This is a genomic window from Leeia sp. (genome assembly GCF_041909055.1).
Classification (GTDB): Bacteria; Pseudomonadota; Gammaproteobacteria; order Burkholderiales; family Leeiaceae; genus Leeia; species Leeia aquatica.
In genome coordinates, this window is record NZ_JAYREC010000007.1 from 79,095 (window position 1) to 97,844 (window position 18,750).

Annotated in this window: 25 protein-coding genes; 7 read left to right on the plus strand and 18 right to left on the minus strand. The window is 62.0% G+C overall.

What is annotated here, in order from left to right; translation table 11 throughout:
• Window positions 1-33 precede the first annotated feature (33 nt).
• The 6 genes from ACE3O2_RS16400 to ACE3O2_RS16425 all read left to right on the plus strand — a co-directional run bounded on the left by ACE3O2_RS16400 (window position 34) and on the right by ACE3O2_RS16425 (window position 5,105).
• Window positions 34-951 (plus strand): ABC transporter permease subunit, encoded by a 918-nt coding sequence (locus ACE3O2_RS16400; RefSeq protein ID WP_168878559.1) that lies wholly within the window; start codon window positions 34-36, stop codon window positions 949-951.
• Window positions 952-966: 15 nt separating this feature from the next.
• Window positions 967-1,965, plus strand: a complete 999-nt coding sequence (locus ACE3O2_RS16405; RefSeq protein ID WP_374339345.1) for an ABC transporter ATP-binding protein — start codon at window positions 967-969, stop codon at window positions 1,963-1,965.
• Window positions 1,962-2,945, plus strand: coding sequence for a peptide ABC transporter ATP-binding protein (locus tag ACE3O2_RS16410; protein ID WP_374339347.1), 984 nt, complete (start codon window positions 1,962-1,964; stop codon window positions 2,943-2,945). Before ACE3O2_RS16405 ends, ACE3O2_RS16410 begins: the two co-directional genes overlap by 4 nt.
• Before the next feature lie 121 nt (window positions 2,946-3,066).
• Window positions 3,067-3,561 (plus strand): pantetheine-phosphate adenylyltransferase, encoded by a 495-nt coding sequence (coaD, locus tag ACE3O2_RS16415; RefSeq protein WP_168878556.1) that lies wholly within the window; start codon window positions 3,067-3,069, stop codon window positions 3,559-3,561.
• A complete protein-coding gene (locus tag ACE3O2_RS16420) occupies window positions 3,558-4,550 on the plus strand; it encodes a class I SAM-dependent methyltransferase (RefSeq protein WP_374339349.1) in 993 nt (330 codons plus the stop codon). The genes coaD and ACE3O2_RS16420 overlap by 4 nt, the downstream gene beginning before the upstream one ends.
• A gap of 15 nt (window positions 4,551-4,565) precedes the next feature.
• Window positions 4,566-5,105, plus strand: a complete 540-nt coding sequence (locus ACE3O2_RS16425; RefSeq protein WP_168878554.1) for an adenine phosphoribosyltransferase — start codon at window positions 4,566-4,568, stop codon at window positions 5,103-5,105.
• Window positions 5,106-5,129: 24 nt separating this feature from the next.
• Here ACE3O2_RS16425 and ACE3O2_RS16430 read toward each other — a convergent pair whose 3' ends face one another.
• The 3 genes from ACE3O2_RS16430 to upp all read right to left on the minus strand — a co-directional run bounded on the left by ACE3O2_RS16430 (window position 5,130) and on the right by upp (window position 7,053).
• A complete protein-coding gene (locus ACE3O2_RS16430; RefSeq protein ID WP_374339353.1) occupies window positions 5,130-5,702 on the minus strand; it encodes a TMEM165/GDT1 family protein in 573 nt (190 codons plus the stop codon).
• Window positions 5,703-5,916: 214 nt separating this feature from the next.
• Window positions 5,917-6,411 carry a DUF523 domain-containing protein gene (locus ACE3O2_RS16435; RefSeq protein ID WP_374339355.1) on the minus strand — a complete coding sequence of 165 codons (495 nt, stop codon included), beginning with the start codon at window positions 6,409-6,411 and terminating at the stop codon, window positions 5,917-5,919.
• A gap of 9 nt (window positions 6,412-6,420) precedes the next feature.
• Window positions 6,421-7,053 carry a uracil phosphoribosyltransferase gene (gene upp / locus ACE3O2_RS16440; protein ID WP_168878551.1) on the minus strand — a complete coding sequence of 211 codons (633 nt, stop codon included), beginning with the start codon at window positions 7,051-7,053 and terminating at the stop codon, window positions 6,421-6,423.
• 117 nt (window positions 7,054-7,170) lie between these two features.
• Here upp and ACE3O2_RS16445 point away from each other — a divergent pair, with 117 nt between their 5' ends.
• A complete protein-coding gene (locus tag ACE3O2_RS16445) occupies window positions 7,171-8,349 on the plus strand; it encodes an NAD(P)/FAD-dependent oxidoreductase (protein ID WP_374339357.1) in 1,179 nt (392 codons plus the stop codon).
• Between the two features lie 14 nt (window positions 8,350-8,363).
• Here ACE3O2_RS16445 and tatC read toward each other — a convergent pair whose 3' ends face one another.
• From tatC to murA, 15 genes are all read right to left on the minus strand, one after another.
• The gene (gene tatC, locus ACE3O2_RS16450) at window positions 8,364-9,083 is read right to left on the minus strand and encodes a twin-arginine translocase subunit TatC (protein ID WP_374339561.1); all 720 of its coding nucleotides are present in this window, start codon (window positions 9,081-9,083) and stop codon (window positions 8,364-8,366) included.
• A 5-nt stretch (window positions 9,084-9,088) separates the two neighbouring features.
• The gene (tatB, locus tag ACE3O2_RS16455; RefSeq protein WP_374339359.1) at window positions 9,089-9,598 is read right to left on the minus strand and encodes a Sec-independent protein translocase protein TatB; all 510 of its coding nucleotides are present in this window, start codon (window positions 9,596-9,598) and stop codon (window positions 9,089-9,091) included.
• A gap of 30 nt (window positions 9,599-9,628) precedes the next feature.
• A complete protein-coding gene (gene tatA, locus ACE3O2_RS16460; protein ID WP_374339361.1) occupies window positions 9,629-9,859 on the minus strand; it encodes a Sec-independent protein translocase subunit TatA in 231 nt (76 codons plus the stop codon).
• Between the two features lie 22 nt (window positions 9,860-9,881).
• Window positions 9,882-10,214, minus strand: coding sequence for a histidine triad nucleotide-binding protein (locus ACE3O2_RS16465; protein ID WP_374339363.1), 333 nt, complete (start codon window positions 10,212-10,214; stop codon window positions 9,882-9,884).
• Window positions 10,215-10,228: 14 nt separating this feature from the next.
• Window positions 10,229-10,558: a phosphoribosyl-ATP diphosphatase gene (locus ACE3O2_RS16470; protein ID WP_374339365.1), complete on the minus strand. Its 330-nt coding sequence runs from the start codon at window positions 10,556-10,558 to the stop codon at window positions 10,229-10,231.
• Window positions 10,551-10,961: a phosphoribosyl-AMP cyclohydrolase gene (hisI, locus tag ACE3O2_RS16475; RefSeq protein ID WP_374339563.1), complete on the minus strand. Its 411-nt coding sequence runs from the start codon at window positions 10,959-10,961 to the stop codon at window positions 10,551-10,553. The genes ACE3O2_RS16470 and hisI overlap by 8 nt, the downstream gene beginning before the upstream one ends.
• Before the next feature lie 79 nt (window positions 10,962-11,040).
• A complete protein-coding gene (gene hisF, locus ACE3O2_RS16480) occupies window positions 11,041-11,811 on the minus strand; it encodes an imidazole glycerol phosphate synthase subunit HisF (RefSeq protein WP_168878544.1) in 771 nt (256 codons plus the stop codon).
• A gap of 60 nt (window positions 11,812-11,871) precedes the next feature.
• The gene (gene hisA, locus ACE3O2_RS16485; protein WP_168878543.1) at window positions 11,872-12,606 is read right to left on the minus strand and encodes a 1-(5-phosphoribosyl)-5-[(5-phosphoribosylamino)methylideneamino]imidazole-4-carboxamide isomerase; all 735 of its coding nucleotides are present in this window, start codon (window positions 12,604-12,606) and stop codon (window positions 11,872-11,874) included.
• Window positions 12,607-12,626: 20 nt separating this feature from the next.
• Window positions 12,627-13,280: an imidazole glycerol phosphate synthase subunit HisH gene (hisH, locus tag ACE3O2_RS16490; protein WP_374339368.1), complete on the minus strand. Its 654-nt coding sequence runs from the start codon at window positions 13,278-13,280 to the stop codon at window positions 12,627-12,629.
• On the minus strand, window positions 13,277-13,870 hold the full coding sequence (hisB, locus tag ACE3O2_RS16495; protein ID WP_374339370.1) for an imidazoleglycerol-phosphate dehydratase HisB: 594 nt from the start codon (window positions 13,868-13,870) through the stop codon (window positions 13,277-13,279). The genes hisH and hisB overlap by 4 nt, the downstream gene beginning before the upstream one ends.
• A gap of 4 nt (window positions 13,871-13,874) precedes the next feature.
• Window positions 13,875-14,954 (minus strand): histidinol-phosphate transaminase, encoded by a 1,080-nt coding sequence (gene hisC / locus ACE3O2_RS16500; protein ID WP_374339372.1) that lies wholly within the window; start codon window positions 14,952-14,954, stop codon window positions 13,875-13,877.
• 160 nt (window positions 14,955-15,114) lie between these two features.
• On the minus strand, window positions 15,115-16,407 hold the full coding sequence (hisD, locus tag ACE3O2_RS16505) for a histidinol dehydrogenase (protein ID WP_374339565.1): 1,293 nt from the start codon (window positions 16,405-16,407) through the stop codon (window positions 15,115-15,117).
• Window positions 16,408-16,423: 16 nt separating this feature from the next.
• Window positions 16,424-17,065 (minus strand): ATP phosphoribosyltransferase, encoded by a 642-nt coding sequence (hisG, locus tag ACE3O2_RS16510; RefSeq protein ID WP_168878538.1) that lies wholly within the window; start codon window positions 17,063-17,065, stop codon window positions 16,424-16,426.
• Window positions 17,066-17,071: 6 nt separating this feature from the next.
• Window positions 17,072-17,449 (minus strand): hypothetical protein, encoded by a 378-nt coding sequence (locus tag ACE3O2_RS16515; RefSeq protein WP_374339374.1) that lies wholly within the window; start codon window positions 17,447-17,449, stop codon window positions 17,072-17,074.
• A gap of 5 nt (window positions 17,450-17,454) precedes the next feature.
• Window positions 17,455-18,708, minus strand: a complete 1,254-nt coding sequence (gene murA, locus ACE3O2_RS16520) for a UDP-N-acetylglucosamine 1-carboxyvinyltransferase (protein WP_374339376.1) — start codon at window positions 18,706-18,708, stop codon at window positions 17,455-17,457.
• Between the last annotated feature and the right edge of the window lie 42 nt (window positions 18,709-18,750).

Genomic DNA, 18,750 nt, shown 5'->3' on the forward strand with positions numbered 1-18,750 from the left:
GTGGCCCCTGCATGCACTGAGTGAGACACTAGCATGAGTCAAAATCAAACCCTGGCGGCAGTAGCCGCAGAGGAACCCGTAGCCCAGTATCCGCACCCACTGAAAGAGTTCTGGCGTAGTTTTTCCCAGAACAAGGGGGCCGTGGCGGGGCTGTTCGTCTTCATTTTCATGATCCTGTGCGCTTTGTTCGGCCCCATGCTGGTCAGCCACAGCCCGATCGAGCAGTATCGCGAAGCCATGCTGCAACCGCCTTCCTGGGCGGGGGGCAATTCGACGTTTCTGCTGGGTACCGACGATGTAGGTCGTGACATGTTGTCCCGCCTGTTGTCTGGTGCTCGCCTGTCGCTACTGATCGGCCTGTTCTCGGTGCTGATGTCCATGATTCCGGGGGTGATTCTCGGCCTGCTGGCGGGCTTCTTCCCGCGTGCACTGGGGACGACCATCATGCGGCTGACCGACATCATGCTGGCGCTGCCCTCCCTGCTGCTGGGGCTGGTGATCATTGCCATCCTCGGGCCCTCGCTGGTGAACACCATGATCGCCATTGCGGTGGTGGGCTTGCCGGGCTACGTGCGGCTGACCCGCGCGTCGGTGATGGCCGAGCTGGCCAAGGATTATGTGATTGCCTCCCGCGTAGCCGGGGCGGGCATCCTGCGTCTGATGTTCAATACCGTGTTGCCGAACTGCATGGCACCGATCATCGTAACGGCTACCATGGGCTTCTCCAATGCCATTCTGGAAGCGGCTGCCTTTGGCTTCCTGGGGCTGGGCGCACAGCCGCCGACGCCGGAGTGGGGCACCATGCTGGCTAACGCCCGTGATTACATGGAAACCGCCAGCTGGGTGGTGACCCTGCCGGGTCTGGCCATCCTGATCACGGTATTGGCGATCAACCTGATGGGTGACGGCCTGCGCGATGCGCTGGATCCGAAACTGAAGCGCCTGTCCTGAGCGGAGACTGAATCCATGAGTTTGCTGGAAATCAAAAACCTGTCGGTCGAGTTCGGACCGGTCGGTAAAGCGTTTGCCGCCGTATCAGGCATGGACCTGTCGGTGGATGCGGGTGAGCTGGTTGGTATTGTGGGTGAGTCCGGTTCGGGCAAGAGCGTCACCATGCTGGCCATGATGGGCCTGATTGATGCCCCAGGTCGGGTCACGGCGGACAAGCTGATGTTCGATGGGCAGGACATGCTGAAGATGACGCCGCGTCAGCGTCGCAAGATCATCGGCAAGGACATCTCGATGATCTTCCAGGATCCGGGCACCAGCCTGAATCCGAGCTACACGGTGGGTCACCAGATCATTGAAACCCTGAAGGAGCACCAGCCGGCCAGCCGCTCGGCCATGAAGGACCGTGCGCTGGAGCTGCTCTCGCTGGTGGAGATCCCTGATCCGGCATCGCGTCTGACCGCCTATCCGCACCAGTTGTCGGGTGGGATGGCGCAACGGGTGATGATTGCCATGGCGCTGGCCTGTAATCCCAAGCTGCTGATTGCCGATGAACCGACCACCGCGCTGGACGTGACCATTCAGGCGCAGGTGCTGGAGCTGCTGGTTCGCCTGCAGAAGCAGAACAATATGGGCCTGATCCTGATCACGCACGATCTGGCCGTGGTGGCGGAGACCGCTCAACGCGTGGCGGTGATGTACGCGGGTCAGGTGGTGGAAACCGCGGGTGTCCCGGCGATTTTTGAAGCGCCGCATCACCCCTACACCCAGGCGCTGCTGGACTCGATTCCGGAGCACAGCAAGGGTGCGGCTCGCCTGCCCACCCTGCCGGGTGTGGTGCCGGGTGCGTATGACCGTCCGCAAGGCTGCTTGCTGTCACCGCGTTGCAAGTTTGCGACCGATCGCTGCCGTAAGGAACGCCCGCAGCTGACCCCGGTTAACGGTGGCGCAGCGCGCTGTTTCTTCCCCCTGAATCTGGCCGAGACGCGTGCCGACCAACCAGGAGTGCCGGCATGAGCAAGCCACAACCCATTATCCTCTCTTCGCGCAACCTGACCCGCTACTACGATGTGTCGCGCGGTTTCATGAAACCGCACGCCACGGTCAAGGCGCTGAACGGCGTATCGTTTGACCTGCGCGCTGGGCAGACGCTGGCGGTGGTCGGTGAGTCTGGCTGTGGCAAGTCCACCCTGGCCCGTGCGTTGACCCTGATCGAGCGCCCCACCAGTGGCGAGCTGGCGATTGACGGTGTGGACATTGTCACTGCCAATACCGCGACACTGAAAGACATGCGCAGCAAGGTGCAGATGGTGTTTCAGAACCCATACGGCTCGCTGAACCCGCGCAAGACCGTCGGCCAGATGCTGGAAGAGCCGCTGATCATCAACACCCAGCTCAGCCGTGACGAGCGGCGCGAGAAGGTGCAGGCGATGATGAAAAAGGTCGGCCTGCGTCCGGAGTTCGTGCAGCGCTACCCGCACATGTTCTCTGGCGGTCAACGCCAGCGGATTGCAGTCGCCCGCGCCATGATGCTGAACCCGAAGATCATCGTTGCCGATGAACCGACCTCCGCACTGGATGTGTCGATTCAGGCACAGATCCTCAACCTGTTCATGGACTTGCAGGAAGAGACCAAAGTCGGTTACGTGTTCATCTCGCACAACCTGTCGGTGGTGGAACATATTGCCGACCAGCTGATGGTGATGTACTTGGGCAGCGCGGTCGAGTTCGGCGACAAGGAAAAGATCTTCAGCCGCCCGCTGCACCCGTACACCAAGGCGCTGCTGTCCTCCACGCCCACCATTGACCCGGCACACCGTACGATCAAGATCAAGATCACCGGTGAATTGCCATCGCCGCTCAATCCGCCATCGGGTTGCACCTTCCACAAGCGCTGCCCTTATGCCAACAGCCGTTGCAGCAGCGAAGTACCGCAACTGCGCAAGGTAGAAGACCGGCAGATTGCCTGCCATCTGGTCGAACAGATCAACCAGTAAAACAGGTCAAGCGCATGATGCCCGCCGGCTGGTCCGGCGGGCATTTTTACTTTGGGCCGCATGGGTAGCGTATCCACCCGATGCGCGGTATAGTCTGCGCAACATTCAACGAGGCAGGGCCATGTCCAAAGCCGTATATGCAGGCAGCTTTGATCCGGTCACCAAGGGCCATCTGTGGATGATCGAACAGGGCGTAAACCTGTTTGATGAACTGGTGGTCGCCCTGGGGGTGAATCCGGACAAAAAATACACCTTCACCCGCGAAGAGCGGCTGATGATGCTGCGCGATTCCACGCGCCACCTGCCCAACCTCAAGGTGGATGCCTTTGATAACCAGTTTCTGGTGAACTATGCCCAGACGGTCGGGGCCAATTACATCCTGCGTGGCGTGCGCGGCAACAGCGACTACGAGTTCGAGCGCAATATGCGCTACGTCAACGATGATCTGGTACCCACCATCACCACCGTCTTCCTGATGCCGCCTCGCGAGATCGCGGAAGTCAGCTCCACCATGGTCAAGGGCATGGTGGGCCCGGAAGGCTGGGAGCTGATTTTGGGCAAGTACGTGCCCCCTGCAGTACTGGATTTGCTGAAAGCCAAAGCTACACACCGATGACTGAACCCGTTTTGCCAGATAGTGCAACCCTGCTGCAGGCGGTAGACATCGCCCCCTTTGCCAATCGCTTGGCCAAGAATGCCCGTCACCTGCACAAGTGGGCGCGACGCAACGATCTCCAGTGTTACCGTCTGTACGATCGGGACATCCCGGCCTTCCCGCTGGCAGTGGACTGGTACGATGGTCGCCTGCACCTGCAGGAGTTTGATACCGGCTGGAAGCAGACCCCAGAGCAGCACTACGCTTGGGTGATGGCGGTGGAATCGGCGGTCAGCGAAACCCTGCAGGTGCCGAAAGAGCAGATCTGGTTCAAGCTGCGCCAGCGTCAGCGTGGCGAAACCCAGTACCAGAAGACCGGCGAGGAAGGTGAGGATTTTGTGGTCAGCGAGCGCGGCCACCGCTTCTGGGTCAACCTTGGGGCCTATCTGGATACCGGCCTGTTTCTGGATCATCGTAATGCGCGGCAATGGGTGGGTGAACTGGCGGACGGTGCGCGCTTCCTCAACCTGTTTGCCTACACCGGCAGCTTCACCATCTATGCGGCGGCGGGTGGGGCGGTCAGTACCGATACCGTTGATCTGTCCAATACCTACCAGGCGTGGACTGCTCGCAATCTGGAATTGAACGGCTTTACCGGCCCGCAGCACCGACTGCACCGAGCGGATGTGTTCAGCTGGTTGCGGGAGGCGGTTGGGCGGGGAGATCGTTACGATCTCATCGTGCTCGACCCGCCCACCTTCTCCAACTCCAAGAAGATGCTGGGCATTCTGGATGTGCAGCGAGACCATCCATGGATGATCCGGCAGTGCCTCAGCCTGCTGTCCCCCACTGGCACGCTGTTCTTCTCCAACAATCTGCGGCAGTTTGAGCTCGATGCGGGCATCCGCGCCATGGCTCAGGTCGAGGACTTGTCGGCCCGCAGTGTGCCGGAAGACTTCCGCAACCAGAAAATCCACCACTGCTACCGCATCCGCCATCGCGCGGCTTGAGCAAGGAAAGCCCCCATGCTGGACGCCAATTACATTCGTGACCGTATTCGTACTGTGCCGGACTGGCCACAGCCTGGGGTGCAGTTCCGCGACATCACGCCGCTGCTGCAGGACCGCAAGAGCTTCCGCGTGCTGGTCGACATTTTTGTCCACCGCTATATGGACCAGCAGCTGGACGTGGTGGCGGGGATTGATGCCCGTGGTTTTATCCTCGGTGCGGTGGTCGCCTATGAGCTGAACCTGGGCTTCGTGCCGATTCGCAAGAAGGGCAAACTGCCGTTCCAGACGGTGTCGGAAGACTACGAGCTGGAATATGGCAGCGCCACGGTGGAGCTGCATGCCGATGCCTGCAAGTCGGGCGACCGGGTGCTGCTGATCGACGATCTGATCGCCACAGGCGGCACCCTGCTGGCCGCCAACCGGCTACTCAACCGCCTGGGCGCACAAGTCGTGGAAGCCGCGGTCATCGTGGACCTGCCGGAGCTGGGCGGCTCCCGCCTGATTGCGCAGGAGCAGATTCCGCTGTTCACCGTCTGCCAGTTTGACGGCCACTGAGCACGGCAAGCCCGCGCCAGGCCGCTAGAACCCGAACGACAGCCCGCTCAGCACTGCCACGCCGATCACGGCAAACACCAGTGCCGCCACCGCATGCACCCAGCGAGTGGGCAGGCGGTGAGCGGCGGCTTCACCCATCAGCACCGCTGGGACATTCGCCAGCATCATGCCCACCGTCGTGCCCATGACCACGGCCAGCATGTCGTGATAACGGGCGGCCAGCGCCACGGTGGCGATCTGGGTCTTGTCTCCCATCTCCGCCATGAAAAACACCACGATGGTGGTCAGCAGCACGCCAAAGTGCCCCCGGGTTTGCGCCTCTTCCTCATCCACCTTGTCCGGTACCAGCAGCCAGGCCGCCATGGCAATGAAGCTGCCACCCAGCAGCCAGCGCATCCAGTGTGGTGGCACCAGCTGGGTCAACCAGTGGCCCAATGCGGCGGCCCCGGCATGGTTGAACACGGTGGCGAGGAAAATACCCAGAATGATGGGAGCAGGGCGGCGATAGCGTGCAGCCAGCATCAAGGCCAGTAGCTGGGTTTTGTCGCCAATTTCCGCCAGCGCAACCACGCCGGTCGAGGTCAGGAAAGGATGCATGGGAATACCTCGGGAGCTGCCATACCGATGACCCAAGATGCGCCGCAGCTCCCACAGGGGCGACATCAGGGTCAAAGGTCTTGCCACGACAGACTTGCCGTCTGCCTGCCCGTGCCATGCCGCGCTTTCCGGCAAGTATGTTGACAACGGGTTCCGGTCGGGGCGACCGGCTGGCTACTCCCCCAAGACGGGGCAAATCATAACAGGCGCGGGTTCAGCTGTCCACGCTCGCCAGCCAGGCCGCGACCTGCTCAAGCTGGTGCTCATCAAACACATGGATACCGTTAGCACGCAGCAGCGCAGCGGTGACACCGTCTCCTGCGGTTTTGCCACCGCTAAAGCGGCCATCATAAATCAGGCCATGGCCACAGGAGGGGCTACCGGCCTTGAGCACCGCCACCCGGCAAGCGTGTTGCCGGGCGAGCTGCAGTGCCTGCTCAGCGCCGGCAAGGAAAGGGCGGGTATAGTCGTTGCCATCCTTGTCCACAACCCGGGCCAGCCCGCGCCAGACCGCATCACCACCACCGGCACCGAGGATTTCTGCCGGAGCGCGTGGTGCAGGCAAGCCACCGGCCATCTCCGGGCACAACGACACCAGACGACCTTCATTTAGCCACTGTTGCCACAGCGGATGGGGCACCGGCACCGGACGTGCATCGTAGCGGACTGGCGCACCAAACAGGCAGGCGCTGACCAGAATCTTCTGCATCAGCGGGCCTTAGCGATGCTTGGTGCCGAAGATCTTGTCGCCTGCATCACCCAGGCCCGGGATGATGTAGCCATGCTCGTTCAGGTGGGAATCGACTGCTGCGGTGTAAATGTCCACCTCCGGATGGGCGGCTTCGACCGTGCGGATGCCTTCCGGCGCAGCCACCAGCACCAGGGCGCGGATCGACTTGCAGCCCGCGCGCTTCAGCATGTCGATGGTGGCAACCATGGAGCCCCCGGTGGCCAGCATCGGGTCAATGATCAGTGCCATGCGTTCGCCGAGGTCCCCCACGAACTTCTCGAAGTAGGGCTCTGGCTGCAAGGTTTCCTCATTGCGCGAGAGGCCCACCACGCTGATCTTGGCACTGGGGATCATGTCGAGTACGCCATCGAGCATGCCGATACCGGCGCGCAGGATCGGCACCACGGTGACTTTCTTGCCCTTGATCTGCTGAATGTCCACCGGGCCACACCAGCCTTCGATGGTTACGGTCTCCAGCGCAAAATCCTTGCTGGCCTCATAGGCGAGCAGGCGACCGACTTCGCCGGTCAGTTCGCGGAATTTCTTGGTGCTGATATCGACTTCGCGCAGCAGACCAACTTTGTGCTGTACGAGGGGGTGGCTCACGAGATGAACGGCCATGCGGGGTCTCCTGGGCTGGCGTATGGGGGAAGCTGCACGGGCAGGGTGGGCCCGGCTTGCTATAATGGGCGCCATTTTACTCTAAACGCTGGTTCATCGGCGTACTTGCGGGGCCATATGGCGCAATATGATGTGCTGGTGATCGGAGCGGGCGCGGCGGGCATGTACTGCGCGGCGCTGGCCGGACAGCGCGGTCGCCGGGTGTTGCTGATCGACCATGCCACCCGGCTCGGTGAGAAGATTCGCATCTCCGGTGGTGGACGCTGCAACTTTACCAACCTGCACGCCAGCCCGGCACAGTACCTGTCGGACAATCCACACTACTGCCGCTCTGCACTGGCGCGGCACACCCCGCAGGATTTTCTCAAGCGGGTGCGGCACCACGGCATCCGCTGGTTCGAGAAACACAAGGGGCAGCTGTTCTGTGAGGACAGCAGTCAGCGCATCATCGACCTACTGCAGGCTGAATGTGACGATGGCCGGGTGGATTGGCGCATGCCGTGCTCGGTAACGGCGGTGACGCCTGAGGCGGGCGGCTGGGCGATTGCCACCGATCAGGGCACATTTGAAGCGCCGTCACTGGTGGTGGCGACCGGTGGTATGGCCATCCCCAAGATTGGCGCGACGGACTGGGGATTGCGGCTGGCCAAGCAGCAAGGCTTGCCCCTGGTGTCGCCACGCCCGGCGCTGGTACCACTCACCTTTGCCCGTGAAGACTGGGCCCCTTTCGCAGAACTGGCCGGGGTCGCGCTAGAGGTGATGCTTCGTTGCAATGAGGGTGAATTTCGTGAGGACCTGCTGCTGACTCATCGCGGGCTGTCCGGCCCTGCCATCCTGCAGATTTCCTCCTACTGGCAGCATGGCGACGAGCTGGTGGTGGACCTGCTGCCCGAGCAGGATCTGGCCGCCTTGCTACTGGAGGCCAAGCAGGGCAGCCGCCAGCAATTGCTCACCGTACTGTCGCAACTGCTGCCGCGTCGTCTGACTGAACTGTGGTTGCAACGTCATGATTTGCTGGGGCGGGCGCTGGCGGAGGTGAGTGACAAGACCCTGCGGCAACTGGCGCACGGATTGCAGCACTGGGCATTGCGGCCAGATGGCTCGGAGGGCTTCCGCAAGGCCGAGGTGATGCGTGGCGGCGTGGACACCCGCGCGCTGGATTCCCGCACCATGATGGCACGCGAGCGGTCCGGTCTGTACTTCATTGGTGAAGTGGTGGATGTCACCGGCTGGCTGGGCGGCTATAACTTCCAGTGGGCCTGGTCCAGCGCCTTTGCGGCAGCGCAGGCGGTATAAGCGGTGCGGGAGGGTTATTCCCGCGTCGGTTTGGGCCGCACCATGATCCCGGCGGCCACCACCCCCAGCTCGTACAGCCACCACAAGGGGATCGCCAGCATCAGTTGCGAGGCAACATCCGGCGGGGTGACGACGGCGGCGACGGCGAAGGCGCCTACGATGACATAGGGACGAGCGGTTTTCAGTTTGGTCACCGGCACCACCCCCAGCTTGGCCAGCAGCACCACGGCTACCGGTACTTCAAAGGTCAGCCCGAACATGAAGAACATGTTGAGGATGAATTCAAAGTAGGCAGCGGAATCTGGCGTCCAGCGCATATTGGGCGGGATGATGGCGGCAATGAACTTGAACACCATGCCGAAGACAAAGAAATAGGCAAAGGCCATGCCAATCAGGAACAGCACGGTGGCCGAAATGATGAAGGGCAGAACCAGCCGCTTCTCATGCGCATACAGGCCCGGCGCCACAAACGCCCAGATCTGGTACAGGGTGTGTGGCAGGGTGAGTACAAAGGCCACCAGTGCCGCAATCTTCATCAGGATCACGAAAGGGGCGGTCACCCCGGTCGAGATCAGTCCGGCGGGGGAAATCTTCAGCAGCGGGGCGGTCAGCCAGCTGTAGAGTGCATTGGAGAAATACAGCCCGGCAAAGAACACTACCACAAAAGCCAGCACCACCCACAGCAGGCGATTGCGCAGCTCGATCAGGTGCGAGATCAGGGATTCACCTTGCAGACTGCTCACACCGGTTCCTTGCGCGGAGGTTCATCAAACAGGTCCAGCTGGCGCTCGTCCACTTCACGGACCGGCAGGGTTTCTACTGCAGGCTCAAGCGAGAGGGTCGCCACTTCGGGCGGGCTGAACAGGTCTGGTGTTGCCAGTGTCTCGGCGGGCGGCGTAGCCTTGACGGCTGGGGAGGCAATCGACAGCGGTTCCGTTACCACCGGTTCATGCACAACTGTTTCGACCGCCTGTACGCCGTCTTGCAGGCTGCGCTCCGCCTCGTGCAGCGGCGCCAGCATCTGCTGGCTCAGGTCTTGCAGCGATCGGGTGGCCTCCTCGTGCGCCTTGCGCAGCTCGGCCAGCTCCCCCTCGCGTGCCAGCTCGTGGCGGATGTCGGAGACCTGCCGCTGCAAGCGGCCAATCAGGCGGCCCAGGGTATGGGCGACCTTGGGCAGGCGCTCGGGGCCGAGCACCAGCAGTGCGACCACGAACACGATGAACAGCTCGCCAAAGCTGATATCAAACACGGCGGCACCCCGCAGGCGGGTGGATCAGCCTCATGCCTTGCTGTCGTCTTTCTGCTCAATGGCCTTGGTTTCTGGCTTGGCCTCGGCCTCGCCTTCACCCTTGACGCCATCCTTGAAGCCTTTGACGGCCGAGCCCAGGTCCTGGCCGACGTTACGCAGCTTCTTGGTGCCAAACACCAGAACCACGATCACCAGCAGGATCAGCAGATGCTGAATGCTGAGAAAACCAGCCTGACGCCGGAGATTACGGGATGCGCGCATGATAGATACTCCTGTAATGGGGTCAGGCAGCCGCCGGACCACCGCCAAACACATGCAGATGCAGGTGGAAGACTTCCTGCCCACCAGCACGACCAGTATTGATGTTGACCTTGAAACCCTCGCCCAGGCCTTGCTCGCGGGCCAATTGTGGCACCAGCGTCATCAGCTTGCCCATCAGGGCCGCGTGAGCGGGCTCCACCGACAGCATGGATTCGATGTGCTGCTTGGGGATGATCAGGAAGTGCACCCGGGCCGCCGGGCGGATGTCATGAAACGCCAGCACCTCATCGTCCTCATACACCTTGCGGCAGGGGATCTCGCCACGGCTGATCTTGCAGAACAGGCAATCGTCCATCGTTCTTCCTTTGCTCACTTTGTCGGACGGGCTGCTTTTTCAGCCAGACCACTCAAACCCTCACGCCGGGCCAGCTCCTGCTCCACCTGCTCCGGACGCAAACCATGCTGCTCTAGCAGCACCATGCAGTGAAACCACAAGTCGGCCACTTCATACAGCAGATGCTGCGCGTCGCCATCCTTGGCGGCCAGCACCACCTCGGTGGCTTCCTCGCCAATTTTTTTCAGCACAGCGTCCGGCCCCTTGCTGAACAACTTGGCCACATAAGAGCTGTCCGGCGAGGCGTCACGCCGCGTGGCGATGGTCTCGGCAACCCGTGCCAGAATCCGGCTGCTGTCACTCATGGCCTGAGCCCTTGCTGTAAATGTGCGCGGGGTCTTTCAGCACCGCGTCGCGGATTTCCCACTGTGGTGCATCGCCTTCCTGCGCCAGCACCCGGTAAAAACAGCTTTCCCGCCCGGTATGACAGGCAATGCCGCCTTGCTGTTCCACCTGCAGGATCACCACATCACCATCACAATCCAGCCGGATTTCCTTCACCACCTGTACATGACCGGATTCTTCGCCTTTGTGCCACAGCTTGTTGCGGGAGCGACTCCAGTAGGTGGCCGTATGGCGCGCCGCCGTCAGCTGCAGGGCTTCGCGGTTCATCCACGCCACCATCAGTACCCGCCCGCTGGCGGCATCCTGCGCGATGGCTGGAATCAGGCCATCCTCGTTCCAGGCGACATTATCCAGCCAGTGCAAGGCGCTCAATTGTGTGTATCCCGTATTGCGGTTTCATGACAGCGCTCCATTTTACCCATGAAGCACCGGTTGAGGGGGCTCAGTCGCGTACTTCGATGCCCGCGGCGCGCATCGCTGCCTTGGCTTGTTGCACCGTGTACTCGCCAAAGTGGAAGATGCTGGCGGCCAGCACTGCATCCGCATGGCCCTCCAGCACGCCTTCCACCAGATGCTGCAGGTTGCCGACGCCACCGGAGGCAATCACCGGGATGTTGACGATGTCCGAAATGGCACGGGTCAGCGGCAGGTTGAAGCCGGCCTTGGTGCCGTCACGGTCCATGCTGGTGAGCAGGATTTCCCCGGCACCCAGTGCTTCAACCTTCAAGGCCCACTCAATGGCGTCCAGCCCGGTATTGTGGCGGCCCCCTTTGGTAAACACTTCCCATTTTGGCAGCTCGTCGCAGCCGGTATTCTTGGCGTCGATGGCGACGACAATCGCCTGCGAACCATAGCGGGCAGCGGCTTCGGCCACCAGCTGCGGGTGGTTGACGGCAGCGGAATTGATGCTGACCTTGTCGGCGCCGGCGTTGAGCAAGCGGCGTACATCCTCGACTTCGCGCACCCCGCCACCCACGGTGAGCGGAATGAACACCTGGCTGGCGACGTCTTCGATGATGTGCAGGATCAGATCCCGGTTGTCAGAACTGGCGGTGATGTCGAGGAAGGTCAGCTCGTCCGCACCCTGCTCCTGATAGCGGCGGGCAATCTCGACCGGGTCACCCGCGTCACGCAGGCCGATAAAATTGACCCCTTTGACCACCCGGCCGTCGGTGACATCGAGACAGGGGATGATGCGCTTGGCTAAGGTCATGATGACTTCACTTCTGGATCGGCAGCAGCCCGCCCGCAAGGGCGGGCGGTATGGGGGCGGTTAGCTCAGGCTGTCTGCCAGTTCCTGGGCTTCGCGGAAGTCGATGGTGCCCTGGTAGATGGCACGGCCGGTGATGGCGCCGGAAATGCCTTCGCCCTCCACCTTGCATAGCTCGCGCACATCGTCGAGGCCGGTGAGGCCGCCGGAGGCAATCACCGGAATGGTCAGCGCCTGTGCCAGCCGGACGGTGGCTTCAATATTGACGCCAGACAGCATGCCGTCGCGGCCAATGTCGGTATAAATCACCGCTTCCACACCATAGTCCTGGAAGCGACGGGCCAAGTCGACCACTTCATGCTTGGTGATCTTGCTCCAGCCATCGGTGGCTACCATGCCATCCTTGGCGTCCAGCCCCACCATGATGTGGCCGGGGAAGGCATCACAGGCTTCGTGCAGGAAGCCTGGGGTTTTCACCGCAGCCGTGCCGATGATGATGTAGCTGATACCGGCATCGAGGTATTTTTCGATGGTGTCCAGATCACGGATGCCGCCGCCCAGTTGCACCGGCATGTCACCGGCGACCGAGAGGATGTCGCGGATGGCGGGCAGGTTGACCGGCTTGCCGGCAAAGGCTCCGTTAAGGTCCACCACATGCAGCCGACGGGCGCCTTGCTCACGCCAGTGGCGGGCAGTGGCACCGGCGTCCTCAGAAAACACGGTGGCGGCATTCATGTCGCCTTGTTGCAGGCGGACACACTGGCCATCTTTCAGGTCAATAGCGGGAATGATCAACATAGCTGTGGTCGTGGGGTGCGTTAAACGTTACCGTTCCAGTTGACGAAATTGTGCAGCAATTGCAGGCCTGCACGATCACTCTTTTCCGGGTGGAATTGTACGGCAACCAGCTTGCGGTCGGCCACTGCTCCACAGAAGGAGAAGGGGTAATCGGTGGTGCCGATCACCAGCTGGCTGTCTGCCGGGTGTACGAAGTAGCTGTGCACATAATAGAAACGGCTGTGATCCTCGATGTTCTGCCAGATCGGGTGGCTTTTGACCTGACGGACATGGTTCCAGCCCATGTGCGGCACTTTCAGCTTGCTGCCATCGTCGCCCACCATCAGCGCTGCCGGAAAGCGCAGGCTACGGCCCGCGTAGCGGCCGATGCCGGGCGTGGCGGCTTCTTCACTGTGCTCAAACAGCATCTGCATGCCGACACAGATACCCAGAAAGGGCTTTTCATCGGCAGCTTGCATCAGCGCGGTGCGCAGGCCAGAGTCATTGAGGTGGGCCATGCAGTCGCGCATGGCACCTTGGCCGGGGAACACCACCCGGTCTGCTCGGGCGACCACGTCTGGATCACCGGTCAGCAGCACCTCGTGCTCAGGCGCAACATGGCGCATGGCCTGATGAACCGAGCGCAGATTGCCCATGCCGTAGTCTACGACGGCGATACATTGCGGCGTGCTCATCCGACCAGCGTCCCCTTGGTCGACGGGGTTTGCCCGGCCATGCGCTCGTCTACCGCCACGGCCATGCGCAGCGCCCGGCCAAACGCTTTGAATACCGTCTCGGCCTGATGGTGGCTGTTGGTACCCCGCAGATTGTCGATATGCAGGGTGACGGCCGCGTGGTTGACGAAGCCGCGGAAAAACTCCAGCAGCAGGTCGACGTCAAACTGGCCGATGGTCGCTCGCGTAAACGGGATGTGGTACTCGATGCCGGGGCGGCCGGACAGATCCACCACCACGCGGGACAAGGCCTCATCCAGCGGCACATAGCTGTGGCCGTAGCGGACGATGCCTTTCTTGTCCCCCACCGCCTGGGCAAAGGCTTGCCCCAGCGTGATGCCGACATCTTCCACGGTGTGGTGGGCATCGACTTCCAGATCGCCCTTGGCCTGAATGTTCAGGTCGAACAGGCCATGGCGGGCAATCTGGTCCAGCATGTGATCGAAAAAGGCGACGCCGGTATCGAGCTGGCTCTGGCCTGTCCCGTCCAGATTGAGGCTGACGGTGATCTGGGTTTCCAGGGTGTTGCGGGTGACGGTGGCTTGACGCATGGTTTCAGGCTTGTCGGGTCGCAAAAAAGTCACGGACGGCAGCCAGCAGGCTGGCGTTCTCGTCCGGGGTGCCGGTTGAAATACGGATGCAGTGTTTCAGCAGCGGGTGCCAGTTCGTCAGGCGTACCAGGATGCGGCGCTCGTGCAGGAAATGGTATAGCGCCTCGGCGTGCTCGCTGCGCACCAGAAACATATTGGCCTGGCTGGGCAAGACCGTCAGCGCCGGGAAGGTGGCGAGGTCGGCCATCAGCTGGTCACGGTCACGTCGAATCTGCTGCACCTGCTGCTCAATGGCGTCATGGTGCTCCAGCAGGAAGCAGGCGGCGGTCTGCGTCAGGCTGTTGATGTTGTAAGGCATGCGCAGCTTGTCGAGCTCGGTCAGCCAGGCGCGGCGACCAATCAGATAGCCCAGGCGCAGCCCGGCAGCGCCGATCTTGGAGAAGGTGCGCATCAGCAGCAGGTTGGGGTAGTCGTCCAGCAGCCCCAGCATGGGGGTTTCTGCAAAGGCGATGTAGGCTTCATCCAGTACCACCAGCCCCGGTGCCGCTGCGATCAGGCGGCGCAGGTCTGCTTCGACAATCACGTCACCGGTCGGGTTATTGGGCGAGGTGAGGAACAGCAGTTGCGGCTGGTGGGTGGCGATGGCGTCCAGCATGCGCTCGACATCCACTGTCAGGTCCGCCCGGCGTTCTACGCCGACAAACGTAACCCGACAGGCTTGTGCGGCCATGCGGTAGACCACAAAGGTGGGCTCAGCGGCCATCACCTTCACGCCGTCTGCCGCGATCGCATGCACCAGCAACTGGATGCACTCATCCGAGCCATTGCCAAACAGGATGTCGTACTCGTCCGCCAGTTGCAGGTGAGCGCGCAGTTGCTGTTTCACCGCACCGACGCTGCCATCCGGATAATGATGCAGGGCGACCTCGGCCAGACGCGCGGCCAGGGCTGTGCGTAGAGGCTGGGGCAAGGCATGCGGGTTTTCATTGGCATCAAGTTTGATGCAACCGCTGCTGTCGTGAACCTGATAGGCGCGCATGGCGCGCACATCATCGCGAATCAAGGCTTCCGGTGAAATTGGCATGACCAAGGCGAGGCACGGTGAAAGAGTCGTTGAATCAGGCCATTGTAGCAGCCTGTCATCGCCTTGTGCCGTCTGAGGCTTAGATTTTGCGGCGCCATGCTTAGTCTGTGTCACCACCCGGCGGGTTGCCGGGTGTGCCAGAGGTGGTGAAACAGCTGGCTTAGCGACGCGTCCGGTAGCGGGCGGCCAGTGCGTGCGCCATCAGGCCTTCGCCTTGTGCCAGCAGGTCGGCCACCTGTCCCAGTTGGTCCGCCCCCTCAGGGCTGACCTGGATCAGGCTGCTGCGCTTCTGGAAGTCGTAGACCCCCAGCGGAGAGGAGAAGCGGGCGCTGCGTGAGGTGGGCAGGACATGATTAGGCCCGGCACAGTAGTCACCCAGCGATTCGGTGGTATGTGCGCCCATGAAGATGGCTCCGGCGTGGCGAATCTGCGGCAACAGCGCCTGTGGGTCGGCCACCGACAGTTCCAGATGCTCCGGAGCAATCTGGTTGGCGATCAGGCAGGCCTCGGCCAGATCGGCGACTTCAATCAGCGCGCCCCGGTTGGCCAGTGACTGACGGATGATATCCGCGCGCGGCAGGGTGGGCAGCAGGCGGGCAAGGCTGGCCTCCACCGCGTTCAGGTAAGCAGCATCCGGGCACAGCAGAATGGACTGAGCCACTTCATCATGCTCAGCCTGGCTGAACAGGTCCATCGCCACCCAGTCTGCGGGCGTCTGGCCGTCGGCAATCACCAGAATTTCCGAGGGACCGGCGATCATGTCGATGCCCACCTGACCAAACACCTGCCGCTTGGCAGCCGCGACCCAGGCATTGCCCGGTCCGGTGATCTTGTCCACAGCGGGAATGGTGGCGGTGCCATAGGCCAGTGCAGCGACGGCCTGGGCGCCGCCAATGCTGAAGAAGCGGTGTACCCCGGCCAGCCAGGCTGCCGCCAGCACCCTGTCCTGCTCGGCACCGCCACGCAGCGGCGAGACCATGATGACCTCACTCACCCCGGCGACCTGGGCCGGAATGGCATTCATCAACACCGAAGACGGGTAGGCGGCTTTGCCGCCGGGTACGTAGATACCGACCCGATCCAGTGCGGTGACTTGCTGGCCCAGCAAAGTGCCATCGGCATCGGTATATTGCCAGGAGTCCTGCTTCTGTCGCTCATGAAACCGGCGGATGCGCTCTGCTGCGATGCGCAGCGCCTCTTGCTCTGCTTGAGGCAAGCGCTGGTAAGCCGCTTCCAGCTCCGCAGCGGGCCACTCCAGTTCGCCGACATGCCCTACCTCGCGCTGGTCAAAGCGGCGGGTGTATTCCAGCAGTGCTTCATCACCCCGGCTGCGGATGGCGGCAATGATGTCGCGTGCTCCTTGTTCAACGGCAGGTGACAAGGCGGCGTCAAATGCCAGCAGTTGCGCCAGTTGGTCGGCAAAGTCGGCTTGGCGGGCGGAGAGGCGGCGAATGAGGGTCATGGTGGTATCAGGCGGCTGAGGTGACAGAGGCAAAGGCGTCGATGATGGGTTGCAGGCGATTGCGGCGAAGCTTCATGGCCGCCTGGTTGACGATCAGGCGGGAGCTGACCTCATAAATATGCTCGACTGCTTCCAGGCTGTTGGCCTTGAGGGTGCCACCGGTACTGACCAGATCGACAATGGCATCGGCCAGCCCGACCAGCGGGGCCAGTTCCATTGAACCATACAGCTTGATCAAATCTACATGCACGCCTTTGGCGGCAAAATGGCGGCGGGCGGATTCGGTGTACTTGGTAGCGACCCGCAGGCGCGCGCCGCGTTGCACCGAGCCGTTGTAGTCAAACCCTTTGGCCACCGCCACCATCAGCCGACAGCGGGCAATCTGCAGGTCGAGCGGCATGTACAGACGATTGCCGCCATGCTCTTGCAGCACATCCGACCCGGCAATGCCAAGGTCGGCCGCGCCATGCTCCACATAGGTGGGTACGTCGGACGCGCGCACGATCACCAGCTGAACATCATCGCGGTTGGTGCCGATGATTAGCTTGCGCGACTTGTCCGGGTCGTCCAGTGGGGTAATGCCTGCTGCCGCCAGCAGCGGCAGGGTTTCTTCAAAGATGCGTCCTTTGGACAGTGCAAGCGTAATCATGGCGATCTACCACAGGGTCATTACGGCACCGATCAGGATCAGCACCGCAAACATTACAAAAGGCAGGGTCACGGCGTATAGGCTGCGTTGCAGGCCATGGCGCAATTGCGCGACCTGGGCCAGCTCTCCGGCGGTGCGGGCGTGGGTGGCCAGCGCGTCCAGCAAGTGTTCTGCGGCTTCCCGGTTGCGGAACTTGGCAAGCGAGGCATGCTTGCCGACCAGCTGATACAGCTGGCTTTCCGCCTGCATGGTACGCAAGCGGAAGGCGGAGCGGCGAAATTTTTCCCGATCCGTTGCATTTTCACAGCCCGCCGCATCATGATCCATGCGCTGGATCTGTTCGGAGAGCTGTGCCAGCAGGCGGCTATCTTCTGCTTGGACCACGGTGTTTACTTCACCCGCTCGATCAGGCCGCCAACCCCACCCAGCTTGGCCTCGATGTGCTCGTAGCCACGGTCGAGGTGGTAGATGCGGTCCACGGTGGTGACACCGTCGGCGATCAGCCCCGCGATCACCAGTGAGGCGGAGGCGCGCAGGTCGGTTGCCATCACGGTGGCACCGGACAGACGTTCAACCCCCTGGATGATGGCGGTATTGCCTTCCACTTCGATATTGGCTCCCATGCGGCACAGCTCGGAGACGTGCATGAAGCGGTTTTCGAAAATGGTTTCGGTCACCTTGCTGGTGCCTTCGGCGATGGTGTTCATCGCCATGAACTGGGCTTGCATGTCGGTAGGGAAGGCCGGGTAAGGCGCGGTACGCAGGCTGACAGCCTTGGGGCGCTGCTTCATGACGATGCGGATCCAGTCGTCGCCACAGCTCAGTTCGGCCCCGGCTTCCTTCAGCTTGTCCAGGACGGCATCGAGGGTATCCGGGCGCGCATGGGTGAGGGTGACATCGCCGCCTGCCATGGCGACGGCGCACAGGAAGGTGCCGGTTTCAATCCGGTCGGCCATCACCGCATGCTCGGTACCGTGCAGGCGCTCCACCCCTTCAATGGTCAGGGTATTGGTGCCGATGCCACTGATTTTGGCTCCCATCTTCACCAGGCATTCGGCCAGATCGGTGACTTCCGGTTCTTGCGCGGCGTTCTCCAGGATGGTGGTGCCCTCAGCCAGCACCGCCGCCATCAGCAGGTTTTCGGTGCCGGTGACGGTGACCATGTCGGTGACGATGCGGGCACCTTGCAAGCGTGGGGCGCGGGCGTGGATGTAGCCGTGCTCGATGGTGATGGTGGCGCCCATCGCCTCCAGCCCCTTGATGTGCTGCTCAACCGGGCGCTGGCCAATGGCGCAGCCACCCGGCAGCGAGACCCTTGCCTCGCCAAAGCGGGCCAGCATCGGGCCCAGCACCAGAATGGATGCGCGCATGGTCTTGACCAGCTCGTAGGGGGCTTCCAGCTTGTCGAGGTGGGCGCAGGTCAGCTCGAATTCGTGTACGTTGTCGGTCATCACCCGCGCGCCCATGCCTTGCAGCAACTTCTGGATGGTGTGTACATCCTTGAGCTGCGGCACATTGGTCAGGCGCAGGGTCTCCGGCGTCAGCAGGGCGGCGCAGAGAATCGGCAGGGCGGCGTTTTTGGCACCGGAGATGCGGATCTGGCCGTTGAGCGGGCCATTGCCCGTGATATTCAGTTTGTCCATATTGCGTGGCCTGTAGGTCAAGCGTTGTATCAATGCGGAAGG